This window comes from Acinetobacter sp. YH12064, assembly GCF_013419735.1.
Classification (GTDB): Bacteria; Pseudomonadota; Gammaproteobacteria; order Pseudomonadales; family Moraxellaceae; genus Acinetobacter; species Acinetobacter amyesii.
In genome coordinates this window covers 190,119-204,113 of the sequence record NZ_VOZP01000004.1, presented here as the reverse complement: position 1 = coordinate 204,113, position 13,995 = coordinate 190,119, and the positions used below count along the sequence as shown (strand labels likewise).

Sequence of the window (13,995 nt, the reverse complement as noted above, 5' to 3'; positions counted from 1 at the left end):
ATGTTTAAAGCAGAAAAAATTTTATGGGGTGAAGGATTATTTTTACGCCCGCAACACTTTCAATTACAAGATGCTTATCATGAACAGCGTTTAAACCATACGGTTCGCGCAACAATACCGTTCGCTTATGGTATTCAAAGTTTAATTTTTGATGAATCGCAACTCAGTACCAACACGTTAGCTTTGAATAAAGTCGAAATGATTTGGCAAGATGGTGAGATTTATCAAGCACCTGCACAAGACTTATTACCTGAGCCTGTACTACTTGATTCATTAAATTTACGCGGTGAAATGCAAATTTATTTAGCATTACCGATTGTTCAACCGAATAAACGAAACGTCAATTTTGAAGAAAATACCCAATCGAGTCGCTATCATTCACATTTGACTGAAACTCATGATTTGTTTACAGATGCGACGGCTGCTGAAATCACTTTATTACGCCGCCGTGCAGAGTTTAAAATCTTTGAATTAGGCCAAGAACCACAGCACAATCTTGATGGTTTTCTTTACATGCCTATAGGCCGAATTAAGCGCCAAAGTTCAGGTAATTTTGTTTTAGATTATCAATTTATCCCACCAATATTACATATTAGTTCGTGTGATTCACTGATTACTGGGCTTAAACGAACGCTCAATATTATCAAAGCTAAAATTAAAACTATTCAATCGAATAATCGTGAAAACGAACAAAAGTTAATTGAATTCCGTTCTGGTGATATCGTTTCATTTTGGTTGGTTAATGCGCTGAATACTGCACATGCGACCTTAAATCATTTATTGCAATATCCACTGATTCATCCTGAACGTTTGTATTTTGAATTATTGCGTCTGACAGGTTCTTTACTCACCTTCTCTACAGCTTATGAAGTAGATCAACTCCCACAGTATCAACATCATAATTTGCAAGAAAGTTTTGCTCAATTAGATGTGATTTTACGTGAGTTGCTCGATACGATTATTTCAAATCGATATATCAGTATTAACTTGAAAGAAACCCGTCAATCCTACTGGGTGGGCAGTCTTGAAAGTGACAAAATTACTCGCGATTCGCGCCTGTATTTAGCTGTTTCAAGTAGTGTGATGCCTACACATGACATTATTTCTTATGTACCACTGCGCTTTAAAGTCGGTAATACCGTTGATGTTGAACAGCGTGTCATGGCAGCATTACCTGCTGTTCCATTGCAACATATGATGCAAGTGCCAACAGCAATTCCAGTTCGTTCAGGTGTGAGTTATTTTGAAATTGAGCCAAATAATGATTTGTATCAGCGTATGCTTGATTCTGAATCGATCTGCGTTTACATACCAGCTGGCTTCCAAGATATCTCGATTGAACTTATTGCAGTGATGAATGGTTAAGGAGCAATCATGAATATTTCAAATAATGCCCCTTCACTTTTTGACGACGGTCAAATTGGATTAGGCTCTTCAAAACCAAGTGCTGAACCGAAAATCAACAGTTCAACCAATTTAGTTGATCTACTGCATGATGGTTTTTACATCGTATTCTTACTCAAAAATCAATATGTTCCATCCAGCCCTGAAAGTTTCAGGACAAAAATTATGGATCTATTAAACCGATTTGAAAGCCAAGCCCGTAAGCTTCAATTCAGCAATGAAGATATCACGGACGCAAAATATGCCTATTGCGCTTTATTAGATGAAACCATTGTCACCCAACAAGATGCACGTTTTTTTGATTTACAAAACAATTGGATGATGAATCCACTGCAATTAAGTCTTTTTGGTTCACAGCTAGCAGGTTATCGTTTTTTTGAAAATTTAGAGCAAATTCGTTCTAAGAATAAAGATCGCTTAGCAGCACTTGAAGTTTATCATTACTGCATGCTCCTTGGTTTTCATGGTAAATACCGACTTGAATCGATTGAAATGCTCAATTCACTCGTTGCACGTGTCGGTGATGAAATTGATTATATGAAAGGTAAAAAGGCGTTTTCGCCTTTCGCGGCACTGCCGGATCAAATTAAAAACATTATTCACCGTGAATTACCATTTTTTTGGATCATTATCTTTTGGGCATTGTTTGCTGTATTAGCATTTGGTGGACTGAAATATATGTTATCCAGTCAAAATAATCAGGCGTTATCACAATATCAAAATGTCATAACTGCACCATCGGAACAGGCTTATATCACCATTCATTTACCATAAGACTTAGACACCATGGCAAACGAAAAATCGAATAACGTTAGAATTTTACAGTCGACTCAAAAGAATAATTTACCGCCTTTAGCTCATGCTGCGATTGGCTTTCTTGTTGGTGCAGCGGTCATTATTGTTGCTGGCCTGGGATATTTTTATCTAAGTTCTGACGATCAGCCTGCAAATACAGAAATGACTACTTCTGCCCCAACTGAAGATAAAGCTGAAACTGAAGCAACCACTGCACCCCGTCAAAGTGAAAATGAGCAATCTTCAGCTGAAAAAGCACTGCAAAGCGTTCATGCTATGGACGAAAAAGATCAGGATAATGGTTTATATTCGAATGATTTAGCTACGGCTTTCAATCATGGCAATACGGCTAAAGTGACTCAGCCTGTTCAAGCTGTAGCGAATAACCGTTCGCCTTTTGAAATTACCCAACCGCAGCGCCCTGTTGTAGCTGCTACAACAACCGTTAAACAACATATTCCAACTACATTAGTAAAACCAAAAGCTGCGCCAACAACAGCTAAGGTGACCAAACCTACAGAGCCTTCTACGAAAGCAGCAAAAGAAGAAGAATACTTTGAAGAACCGATGGGTGGAACGCAAATTTCTGAAACCAAACGTCCGAAAGTGGTTGCTGCAACAAACACTGCTAATGCGACTGTGAGCGCTACAGTTTCCCCATGATCATCTTTTTGGTTAGTTGTTTCTTTGTCTTAGCACTGGTGACAGTGCTTTGTTTTTCTTATGAACTCAGAGTTAAAGTTCAGGATTTTTTCTTTCAAATCATTCCACAAAGTAAAAAAAGAATTCAGCACGCCAAAAATTTTGCTTATGAACTGAACTATGCAGCAGCACCACAACAAATTCAATCACACTGGCATTTACAACAATGGTGGATTTTATTTGCAGGCTTCTTACTGTTTGCCAGTATTTTATTATTTGCTTTTACTCGCCCGATTACTGCAAGTAAAGTGGAAGCTGATTATTTGCGTAAAGTCGACCCACAAATTTACGCCATGCTTGATGGACAGGTTTTAGATGCGCCTCCTGAGGTTGAAGAATATCTTGTTCAAGAAGCGATCGCTGAAGAAGCAGCAATGATTGAGCAGCCATCTGTTATGGCCTCAAGTTTCAATCCAGAAGTTCAAGATATACATACGCATTCATATTCTACAGATGTGCCTTCAGCAGATCGTAAATGGCATAAAATGAACCCTCGTTATAAGCAGCGCTTATTAATGGTATTTAAAATTATGCGTGAACAGCATGGTTATGAAATGGTTTTGCTTGAAGGTTATCGTAGTCCTGAACGTCAAAATAATTTAGCCACCAATAAAAATACCACTCGTGCCCGTGGTTTCCAAAGTTATCATCAGTTTGGTTTAGCAGCTGATGTCGCCTTTAAACGCAATGGCAAAGTGGTCATTACTGAACGAGACCCTTGGGCTATGCGTGGTTATCAACTTTATGGTCAAGCCGCTGAGTCTGTTGGTTTAACATGGGGCGGACGCTGGAAATCTATTCAAGATTATGGTCATACAGAATATCGTATGCCAGGCCTGAAAAAAACTGCAGAGATGGCCGCACAACTGACCTCAGAAGGTCAGCTTCAAGCCAATAACATTTCGATTGAGTAATATTTCGATGTTTTGCCTTCAAAATATAATTGAAGGCACACCGTATTAATTTAAATAATTTTGTATTTTCTCTATAACTTCAGTTGTTTTTTCTGCATGTAACCAATGGCCTGCACCTTCTATTTCTACAATTTTCGCATGTGGAAATTGATGTTCAATCGCATTGGTATGTTCCGCTTTTGAAATATAAGGTGACTCTCCACCTTTGATGAATAATACAGGCTGTTGCCAAGTATTTCCGATACTTTCCCAACCAATAATCTGGTCATACTGTTTATACAGCGCATCTACATTAAACAACCATTGTGCTTTGCTAAAAGACTTGAGTAGAAACTGTATCACCATATCTGAATGAATATACTCACGCATAATTTCAACCGCTTGCTGTCTAGATTGAATTTGTGCATTTTGTACAGCAATCAAAGCTTTAAATATTTCATCATGATGACGTTCCTGATATGCAAAGGGCGCGATATCCAATACAACAAGTTGCTCTACCCGCTCTGAGATTAAAGCCAATTGCATTGCGACCTTTCCTCCCATGGAATGGCCAATCACTGAAAACTTATCGATGCCAATCGCATCTAATGTTTCGAGTACATCGTTTGCCATCTCACGATAATTCATTTCTGTACTTTGAGGTGATTTACCATGGTTTCGTAAATCAAGCTGAATGACAGAATGTGAATTTTGAAAAGCTCTGGCAAGCATCCCTAAGTTACTGAGGCTTCCAAATAAACCGTGAATAAAGACTAGCGGGTGCGTTTCGCTTTCTAATTTTTGATGATATTCGTAATTTAGGATCATTTTTGAATACTTTGCTATGTTGATATAATGATGCCTAGTTGAATGAGTGAAATCAAATGACAGTTAAAACTTATTAATCTTACTTAGGCTATTTTTAGGTGTCAATTAATTAACTTGCTTAGGCTATTTTATTAAGTGAAATAGCCAACCGCATTCAACCTAAAGGTTCTTTGTCTTTAATTTGCAGATTTAAAGTGATTAAAAGGAATTTTTAAATAGCGAATACCATTCCCTTCTGGTTTTGGAAATTTACCTGCATCCATATTGATTTGTATTGCAGGTAAAATCAGTTTTGGCATAGCCAAATTTGCGTCACGCTGAGTTCGCATTGTGACAAAATCTTCTTTTTTCGTACCAACGTGGATATGAATATTCTGTTGTTTTTGTGCATGCACACTGCTTTCGCAGCAGTATTTTGACCGGTTTTCTGGTAAATAGTCATGACATAAAAACACGCGCATTTCGTGTGCTAACTGATAAATCTTTTGTACAGAGTCGAATAATTCTGCCGCACTACCCTTGGGAAAATCATAGCGTGCTGTGCCATAATCAAGCATAAATAAGGTATCACCGACAAACACAGCATCACCAACAACAACATAGCTCAGACAAGCAGGTGTATGTCCAGGCGTTGGAATGTTATAGGCATTTAACTCACCGATTTTAAATGCCTCATGATCTGCAAATAAATAATCAAAAGACTGATGTGAATTAAAATATTTCACATCAAAATTATAAATGGCGCTGAATGTTTCTTGCACAATCTTGATGTTATGGCTCATCGCAATTTTACCACCAAGAACTTGTTTTAAATATTGAGAAGCGGTTAAGTGATCTGCGTGCACATGCGTTTCTAAAATCTATTATATACTTAGGCTATTTTATTGAAGTAACCAACTGCCGCCAGTCTAAATATTCATTCTGACATGCCTTTCCTGATTGAAAAATTCAACGTTTCAAGAGTGTTTGATTAATTTATTTAGAAATAATTTATAAACTTGAAAAATCACGAAATATATCCTCGGAGATTTTTCAATATAGGCTGTTTATTATGAAGTTAATTGAAATAATAGATAATTTATAGATCAATACTGATATCGCTGAGTGCATCGCTCACCCACATTAAAGCATCTGAACCCAATTCTATAATATTCGAACCAATTTCAGCTAAGTCAGTCAAATCTAGAGAAGATAAAGGATCAGATGATGTACTATTTTTTTGCTGTTCTTGTTCAGCTTGCTGCTCAATGGCTTGATCAAGATTAGTTTGATCTAATGGAGATGAGTTTGAATGTTGTTGTAATTCATAGTCGTTATTTTGCATAGGTTCATCCTGTTATTTTGTTTTATATGATATTCAGTTGACATTAATTTGGCTCAAACTCTTTAAGCACCTTATCTACAAACCACCACGGTAAACGCTGAATACCTGAATTCATCTTTAAAATTTCAGCCTGTTCAATTTCCGCAATGAAAGAAGCATGCTGTCCATCGGCAGAGTTATCAAATAAATAACTTCGATCCGTTGCTTCTACCGCCTGCATTAACAGATCCATACTTCGATAATAACGTTCGCGAATTTTTTGTTCTGGCACTCCGTGTCCACCCGTTTTCACTCGGTACTGAACACGTGAAATATTGATAACAGGATCAATAGTGGAAACATAATACAGATAGGTTTTAAAGCCTTTTCTTTTTGCTTCGCGTAGAAATTCCACCTTGGAAATATGGGACATCACTGTTTCAAAAGTAAAACTAATTTTTAGTTCTAAAAACTGCAAACGAATGTAATCGATAATTCTTGCACAAAGATATGAGTCAATCTGGTCTGGACGAAACTCAATTTTCCACTGATCTAATATCTGAGGTTTACGTGCTAATAGAGGAATAAATTCTCCATTCGCGGGACGTTTTTTCGTATATAGAAAGTCAATTAATGCTTCGGATTTTAAAGCGGAATGGTAATCCAACAAATTGAGCCGGTGTGAATGTTTCAGTTGAGTTTCGAGTTCATCCGCATTTAAATATGCCCCAATATGATGGGGCAATAAATATTCTTTAACTGTGCTTTTACCTGAACCATTTGGACCCGCGAACATTCTAATGCGAGGTTGTGGAGGCATGTATTAAACAATTTCCTCTGTTTTCTTTTTACGTTTTAAGATTTTTGGTAGATCATCCACTTGTACAAAATCGGCTGATACATCTTTTATTTGTACTTCTTGACCATTTTGCAGACGTTGAACCAGTTGTAGACCTTTTACATAAACCACAGTGGATGACGCACTTGCTTGTTCAAAAGCATGGCGAAATGCATGGATAGCAAGGCTCGGGATCATATCGTCCTCATATTGGCTTGCTTTCATTACTGAAGTATAAGCTGTCATGTAACAACTCCTCAAACATCAAAAATAATGTGTTCAATCATCTTATCATACTCGCAATATTTGTCTATTTATCCATCAGTCATCCTGAGAAGACATTGATAAAAATTCAAAATGCTTAAATCATTTGATTGTATTGCTCGAAAAGAATGTCGTATATGAGTCAATGTATGGGGATGCCACATCATGAAAAATTTAAATTTTATCCAAATTCGATTTATAATCTGATTAAGCATTTAATTTTTCACAAAAAAAATAGCCACTTATTCAGTGGCTAAAAGAGAACGACATCAACAAGTTGATGTATTAGGACTGACCTATGCAACAGGACCAGGGATGTTTGTTGCATATAAATCGTTCTAACTTGATCATAATAATGTGATGGACTTATCATTTTAAGCATATTTCATATCATTTCCTGACAATCTGCATTTTCAATTTCTAATATTATTAGAAACTGCACTTATAGTGAATAATGCTGTAATAATTTTAAAATATTAGATTATTTAGAATTTTGAAAAATAGAACAAAATGAAAGAAAGTGAGGCTAGAGTTTTAAAAATAGTAGAAAAAATTTACGTTTCAATTTATTTTGTAGGACTCGAACAAAATGCACTTTCGTTTAAGCCAGATGACTGCATACTCTGTTGCTGTTGTAGTAAATAATGTTGTGAAGCCACTCGCATTAGATTGGCCATTTCAAGGGCTGAGTTTTGCTGAGAAATTTCTAAAATCTGTCGATATACATTCAATCTTAAACAAAAAGCTTGATTTTGCTGCTGACCCGTTGCTGTAGATGCAGGATCATCCAAAATAGCTTTGGTTGAATTAATTTGCTCAGTATATGCTTTTATCTGAGCATTATATTCAGCTTGAGTCAGTTGTGGAGTAACCGCTTCATTCACATTTGCATATAATAAAGAAGCAGTAAACACAGAGAAAATAAAGACATGAAGTTTATACATCAATGGAGGATGCATAAATTAAGCCTCATCACCTTCTTTCCAAACATCTTCATAATCATCAGCATCTATCATAAAACGATAGCCTACATCCAAAGCTAAATACGGTAGCACTTCAGGCACAACATCTTGCAGTTTACGCACAGTCATTGTTTCAAAGTTATCTGCGCCTTCAAGCTCACCACCATAAATATACCAACTGACATTTTCATCACCTTCTGCAGGCTTACGAATACCAACAATTGGATCTTTATTTAAGGTATGAACAGCCACAGCAATTACATCATCGCCTTGCACTTCTACATATGCAGAACCCACTTCTTCACATAAAAGTTTTTGTTCTGCAATCAATTCTGCCAAAGGTGATGAATTTTGCGTATGTTTTGCCATGTTTGTTCTCAGGCCATATAGGTTTCGGGCATTCTACCGTGAATTACACGTATATAGATAAATTTTTTCCGTGTGAAAGTATTCAAGCCTTATTTATCGATTCATTTATAGTAAAAGACTCGCGGTAGATTCCACCTAAAGGTATAAACTAAAAGAAAGGAAACTTAATTCAAGACATATACCGTTCAAACACAGTAATAGACGAATAAAAAATAGAATCAGCATGCAAACAGCAAGCTTCTTTACCACCACAGATTTAACTTTTGCCAATACCTGTACAAATTTGGACAAATACCCGATTTTCCAAACTTACATGATTTATGAAAGAAATCGTCAATGCCTTGCACGCTTCATACATTCAAAACACTGACTAGAAAATACACAGGATGGTTAATACGCTTATATAGAGGACTATAAAATTTCATCTAGCTACACAATAGATGCTCAGCTTATCTAAAGCTACCTACTTCCAAGGAAATGCTCCCACAGAATATTTAATTCGCTAAGGCAAACAAAATATCTAGCTTGAGCCCTATCATCTATGAAAAAAATTTCATTGGCCTAGAAATATGCTTTATAAACCATAGAAAAAGTAACTATCTTTTAATTTTTATATACTTAGCACACAAACCTGATTTATTCTTTCAAATAACTCGATTGAAAACTGAGAACAATTTAGATTCCTTTACGCGTAAAATAAGTTAAACCTTAGAATTTTTTAAGTCGCTGTATAAATACCATCTTTACGACTATGCATGCGTAGGCTGTTCAATTGACGATCTATAAGATGGATACACAAATCAGCACACCTTTTAGATCATTCGCACTGGTTATTGCTAAACGTACGCACCACGATAAAGCAAGTTTACACAAAAAATATCAAAAGTTTTAGCCAATTGGGTTTAAAATGATGTCCTACAATATAATGATAAAAATGTAATCTTTTAACATTGCCAATTCTCTGCAAAGTTCGCATTATATAGCCCATTCTCGGCACATGCTTTTCACGTCAATTCAAAGAAATTATAAAAAAAATGTGGAATTTTATGCCATAATGAGCAAACTTTGCAGGTATCTTGCAAAGTAAATTTGCAACTTTTTATTGGAGCAGGCTGAATGAGCTCGACCATTTTGGTCATTCATGGACCGAATCTCAACTTACTGGGAAAACGTGAACCCGAAGTTTATGGCTATCTGACACTTGAAGATATCAACCAAAAACTGATTTCACAGGCTCAAAACGCTTCCATTTCTCTCGACACTTTCCAAAGTAATTGGGAAGGCGCTGTCGTCGACCGAATTCATCAAGCGCAACAAGAAGGCGTTCAATTCATCATTATTAACCCAGCAGCCCTAACACATACTTCGGTTGCTGTGCGTGATGCCCTTCTTGGTGTAGCCATTCCGTTTATCGAAGTACATCTATCAAATGTCCACGCTCGCGAAGCATTTAGACATCACTCCTATCTATCTGATAAAGCCGTTGGCGTTATTTGTGGTTTAGGTGCAAAAGGTTATGCCGCAGCACTAGACTTCGCCATCGAAAAAATTCAACCAACTTCTCAATCTTAATTAGGAATACTGTTCATGGATATCCGTAAAATCAAGAAACTCATCGATTTGATGATTGAATCTGACTTACAGGCGATTGAAGTTAAAGAAGGCGATCAATCGATTGCTCTAACTCGTCGCAATCCAGTAGTTGCTGCCGCTGCGCCTGCTATGGCTGCGCCTGCCGCTGCGCCTGCTGCACCTCGTTCACCACGTGGTGCTGTTGAGCCGTCTCCTATGGTTGGTGTATTTTATGCTGCGCCAAATCCAGGTGAAGCACCATTTGTGAAAGTTGGTCAAACTGTATCTGCTGGTGAAACACTCGGTATCATCGAAGCAATGAAAATCATGAACCCAATTGAAGCAACTCAAAGCGGTGTAATTGAAGAAATTTTGGTTAAAAATGGCGAAGTGATCCAATTCGGTCAACCATTATTCCGCTATCGCGCTTAAGACCACGGGGAATCACAATGTTGCAAAAAGTTTTAATTGCAAACCGTGGTGAGATTGCGCTCCGCATCACCCGCGCTTGCAAAACTTTAGGAATTAAAACCGTAGGGATTTATTCCGATGCCGACAAAGACCTAATGCACTTACGCTTCTGTGACGAAGCAGTGTGTATTGGACCAGGTGCCAGCAGCGAAAGTTATCTCAATATCCCTGCCATTATTACAGCGGCTGAAATCACCGGTGCAGATGCCATCCATCCAGGTTATGGTTTCTTATCTGAAAACGCTGAGTTTGCTGAAATTGTAGAAAACTCAGGTTTTATCTTTATCGGTCCGCGTCCTGAACACATTCGCTTAATGGGGAACAAAGTTTCTGCCATTATTGCGATGAAAAAAGCCGGCGTACCGACTGTTCCGGGTTGTGACCATGCTGTAACGATTCACAATGCATTGGCAGAAGCCAAAGAAATTGGCTTCCCATTGATCGTAAAAGCTGCTTCTGGTGGTGGTGGTCGTGGTATGCGTATCGTTGAACGTGTGGACACACTACTCGAATCTGTACAAGCTGCTCAGCGTGATGCGGAAATGTGGTTTGGTGACGATACCGTTTATATGGAACGTTTCCTTCAAAAGCCACGCCATGTCGAAGTGCAAGTTCTTGCAGATGGTAATGGCCATGCAATTCACCTTTATGATCGTGACTGTTCATTGCAACGTCGCCATCAAAAAGTGCTTGAAGAAGCGCCTGCACCGGGTTTACCTGAAGAAGCACGTGCGCATATTCTTGAAGCATGTGTAAATGCTTGTAAATTAATGCAATACCGTGGTGCTGGTACATTTGAGTTCTTATTTGAAGAAGGTGAATTCTTCTTTATTGAAATGAATACTCGTGTACAAGTAGAACATCCTGTTACTGAGCAAGTAACTGGTGTGGATATTATCGAGCAACAATTACGCATTGCTGCTGGCTTAGGTTTGGATCTTCAACAAGAAGATATTCAACTTAAAGGTCATGCGATTGAATGTCGTATTAATGCAGAAGATCCATCTACATTTATGCCTTCACCGGGCAAAATCGATCATTTCTATGCACCGGGCGGCGCAGGTATCCGACTAGATTCTCATATCTATCAAGGATATAGTATCCCGCCATACTATGATTCAATGATTGCAAAACTCATTGCGCATGGTAAAGATCGTGAAACCTCTATTGCGCGCATGAAACAAGCTCTAGAAGAGATTATCTTAACTGGCGTGAAAACCAATATTCCGCTTCATAAAGATTTGATTCTTCAAGATAAAAATTTCTGCGAACAAGCTATGGATATTCACTATCTTGAAAAGCATTTATTGAAGAAAGTCGAAGGACATGAAGATAAATAAATCTTCAGCGTCAAAAAAACCACTCAAATGAGTGGTTTTTTATTTTCATAAGAAAGATCTATAGTCATGCTTAAGGCAAAACTCGACGCAATGTCGCAAAACACTGCTGAGCCTGATCATTGGCACAGAAATTAATAACCGATGGACTTTTCCACTTTACAAAGTACTGTGAAATTTCGCCGGTTTGATCTTGAATATTGCCCGAACAATCCATCTGATTATTGTCATATTTCACTTGTAAAATCAGTGCTGGAATTTGCACATTCGGATCTTGCGCAGGTTGATAGTCATATACCCCAGATGACCACTCTTCACCACTTTTGATCACTACATCATTATTGCTCTTAAAATTATAATATTCGACGCACTTTTTGTTGGTCGGAATTTCCATACCCCATAAGCCGACCAATTCAGAACGTGTTGTCACCCTAAAGCTATTCACCGCTTCAACTTGATTTTTAGCCTCTGAATTTTGAGTTGTATTCTTATTATCTGCCGCCATCACCAACGATGAACTCAACATGAGTAAAACTGTAAGATATGCTATTTTCATACATTTAATCAGTCATATAAATCATGCTCTTAAAGTAACACATTTTTTTACAAATCCGCGGTTTATCACATTTTCATAACAATCATTTTTCATCTTTATCCAGAAAATCAATCTCCGTTAACGAAACTACAAATCAGCTAAATGCCAAACAAATCACACTATTTACAATAAAATAATATAAAATCATTTTTATCGTTTAATATACGAAAAAAACGAATTCTCCCATATTTAACCTAGGCTTACATAAGCTAATGAAACTGCATTCGAATAGTCTTGCTCCGCTTAATGCACGCCACAGCATGGCTTTTGTAATAGTCGCTGCAGTTATTCTTTGCTGCTGCTTAATCGGTATTTTCACCCGCCCATTAAGCTATTTAGCGATTTTTTGGCCTGCGAATGCAGTATTGTTAGCATTATTTTTAAGGTTTCCCAAACTCAGTAATCTAGGGGGATGGTTAGGTGCATTTACTGGTTATATGCTCGCAGATTTAGTGACGGGCAATTATTTCCAACTCACCCTATTTCTCACTTTTTCAAATTTAACCAACAGCATTGTATCGCTATTTTTTATGCGATATTTTCAGGTGAACTATCAAAACTATAATAAAGGTTTCACCTTTCTGACCATGATTGTCATCATCGCCTGTGGTGGATGCCTTGCAGGTGCTCTTTTTGCTATTTTCACTGTGCCTTATATACCCAACACGTTTATGTCGACCGATCGATTGTCGATTGATTTTGGTATGTGGTGGATTACAGAAATATTAAATGCACTGATTATATTGCCACTTATTCTGTCTTTTCCTAAACTGGCCGATCTTAAACTTTATTTTAAAGATAGAAGACATCAAAGCTTTCATATCAATAAAATATTTCCGGCTATTGCAGTTGTCTTCTGCGTATTTTTAACAGCCGTTTCTGCAGGTCCAGGGGCAATTCTCTACCCTTTGGCGGCTTTGATTTGGGCAGCGTTAACCTATCGCTTATTTACCCTATCCCTAATTAATGCAGTGGTAATTTTAGCGACCTATTACAATTTAAATGCGTTCTACTTACACGATTCTTCATTAGCCTATTTATCGACAGCAATTTCAGTTCGTATAGGCCTAGCCATGCTGATTCTCTCGCCGTTGATTCTTTGTATTATTAGCCGAAATCGACACGAACTTTATAAAGAGGTTTTATACCTTGCAAATCATGATAGTTTGACTCATGCGATGAATCGTCGATATTTTTTCGAGCAAGGTGAACTTTACCTACAAAACCAAATTCAGCTTAACTTTTCCATTATCATGATGGATATTGATCATTTTAAAAAATTAAATGATCAATATGGGCATTATGTCGGTGACCAAGTTTTACAAGAATTTTCGAGTATTGTGCGTAAGAATTTACGTGAAACTGATTTATTTGCACGAATTGGGGGAGAAGAGTTTAGTGTATTACTCACGAACATTGCTGCAACTGAAGCTCAAGGTATTGCTGAACGCATCCGAAAAGTCTTTGAAACTACACCTATCATCATTGATGAACAAAATACGATTTATATTACGGTGAGTATTGGTCTGATTCATCAGTCTTTGCCCAATGCTCCAAGTTTGCAAAGTATGATTAATCAAGCCGATCAGGCATTATATCAAGCTAAAGAACTCGGCCGTAATCAAGTGATTTTAGTCCATTGAGACTTTTCAATATACTGAA

The 13,995-nt window shown here is 37.4% G+C and carries 15 protein-coding genes and 1 pseudogene; 8 read left to right on the top strand and 8 right to left on the bottom strand.

Annotated features, from left to right (window positions below):
• From tssK to FTU13_RS05815, 4 genes are read left to right on the top strand one after another with little or no spacing between them, the layout of a single operon-like run.
• Nucleotides 1-1,365, top strand: coding sequence for a type VI secretion system baseplate subunit TssK (tssK, locus tag FTU13_RS05830; RefSeq protein WP_111885478.1), 1,365 nt, complete (start codon nt 1-3; stop codon nt 1,363-1,365).
• 9 nt (nt 1,366-1,374) lie between these two features.
• Nucleotides 1,375-2,178, top strand: coding sequence for a type IVB secretion system protein IcmH/DotU (icmH, locus tag FTU13_RS05825; protein ID WP_078190778.1), 804 nt, complete (start codon nt 1,375-1,377; stop codon nt 2,176-2,178).
• A 12-nt stretch (nt 2,179-2,190) separates the two neighbouring features.
• A complete protein-coding gene (locus tag FTU13_RS05820) occupies nt 2,191-2,862 on the top strand; it encodes a hypothetical protein (RefSeq protein ID WP_180102271.1) in 672 nt (223 codons plus the stop codon).
• Nucleotides 2,859-3,815: a M15 family metallopeptidase gene (locus FTU13_RS05815; RefSeq protein WP_180128046.1), complete on the top strand. Its 957-nt coding sequence runs from the start codon at nt 2,859-2,861 to the stop codon at nt 3,813-3,815. The genes FTU13_RS05820 and FTU13_RS05815 overlap by 4 nt, the downstream gene beginning before the upstream one ends.
• 45 nt (nt 3,816-3,860) lie before the next feature.
• Here FTU13_RS05815 and FTU13_RS05810 read toward each other — a convergent pair whose 3' ends face one another.
• From FTU13_RS05810 to FTU13_RS05780, 7 genes and pseudogenes are all read right to left on the bottom strand, one after another.
• On the bottom strand, nt 3,861-4,622 hold the full coding sequence (locus FTU13_RS05810; protein WP_180128048.1) for an alpha/beta fold hydrolase: 762 nt from the start codon (nt 4,620-4,622) through the stop codon (nt 3,861-3,863).
• A 176-nt stretch (nt 4,623-4,798) separates the two neighbouring features.
• Nucleotides 4,799-5,482: pseudogene (locus tag FTU13_RS05805) on the bottom strand (MBL fold metallo-hydrolase); the annotation flags it as partial.
• A 218-nt stretch (nt 5,483-5,700) separates the two neighbouring features.
• Nucleotides 5,701-5,946: a hypothetical protein gene (locus tag FTU13_RS05800; RefSeq protein WP_180128050.1), complete on the bottom strand. Its 246-nt coding sequence runs from the start codon at nt 5,944-5,946 to the stop codon at nt 5,701-5,703.
• A gap of 43 nt (nt 5,947-5,989) precedes the next feature.
• Nucleotides 5,990-6,745 (bottom strand): zeta toxin, encoded by a 756-nt coding sequence (locus tag FTU13_RS05795; protein WP_257226744.1) that lies wholly within the window; start codon nt 6,743-6,745, stop codon nt 5,990-5,992.
• Nucleotides 6,746-6,748: 3 nt separating this feature from the next.
• Nucleotides 6,749-7,009, bottom strand: a complete 261-nt coding sequence (locus FTU13_RS05790) for a hypothetical protein (protein WP_078193376.1) — start codon at nt 7,007-7,009, stop codon at nt 6,749-6,751.
• Nucleotides 7,010-7,593: 584 nt separating this feature from the next.
• Nucleotides 7,594-7,986, bottom strand: coding sequence for a hypothetical protein (locus tag FTU13_RS05785; RefSeq protein ID WP_180128052.1), 393 nt, complete (start codon nt 7,984-7,986; stop codon nt 7,594-7,596).
• Nucleotides 7,987-7,989: 3 nt separating this feature from the next.
• On the bottom strand, nt 7,990-8,358 hold the full coding sequence (locus FTU13_RS05780) for a hypothetical protein (protein ID WP_078190788.1): 369 nt from the start codon (nt 8,356-8,358) through the stop codon (nt 7,990-7,992).
• Between the two features lie 1,116 nt (nt 8,359-9,474).
• Between FTU13_RS05780 and aroQ the strand changes: the two genes are divergently transcribed.
• Genes aroQ through accC form a run of 3 tightly spaced genes read left to right on the top strand, consistent with a single transcriptional unit; the run spans nt 9,475 to nt 11,741 of the window.
• Nucleotides 9,475-9,930, top strand: a complete 456-nt coding sequence (gene aroQ / locus FTU13_RS05775) for a type II 3-dehydroquinate dehydratase (protein ID WP_078190789.1) — start codon at nt 9,475-9,477, stop codon at nt 9,928-9,930.
• A 15-nt stretch (nt 9,931-9,945) separates the two neighbouring features.
• Nucleotides 9,946-10,362 carry an acetyl-CoA carboxylase biotin carboxyl carrier protein gene (gene accB / locus FTU13_RS05770; protein ID WP_078190790.1) on the top strand — a complete coding sequence of 139 codons (417 nt, stop codon included), beginning with the start codon at nt 9,946-9,948 and terminating at the stop codon, nt 10,360-10,362.
• 17 nt (nt 10,363-10,379) lie between these two features.
• The gene (gene accC / locus FTU13_RS05765; protein WP_111885487.1) at nt 10,380-11,741 is read left to right on the top strand and encodes an acetyl-CoA carboxylase biotin carboxylase subunit; all 1,362 of its coding nucleotides are present in this window, start codon (nt 10,380-10,382) and stop codon (nt 11,739-11,741) included.
• 70 nt (nt 11,742-11,811) lie between these two features.
• Here accC and FTU13_RS05760 read toward each other — a convergent pair whose 3' ends face one another.
• The gene (locus FTU13_RS05760; RefSeq protein WP_078190792.1) at nt 11,812-12,294 is read right to left on the bottom strand and encodes a hypothetical protein; all 483 of its coding nucleotides are present in this window, start codon (nt 12,292-12,294) and stop codon (nt 11,812-11,814) included.
• A gap of 299 nt (nt 12,295-12,593) precedes the next feature.
• On the opposite strand from FTU13_RS05760, the gene FTU13_RS05755 reads away from it, so the two are divergent.
• On the top strand, nt 12,594-13,976 hold the full coding sequence (locus FTU13_RS05755) for a sensor domain-containing diguanylate cyclase (RefSeq protein ID WP_257226745.1): 1,383 nt from the start codon (nt 12,594-12,596) through the stop codon (nt 13,974-13,976).
• The last annotated feature ends 19 nt before the right edge of the window (nt 13,977-13,995 follow it).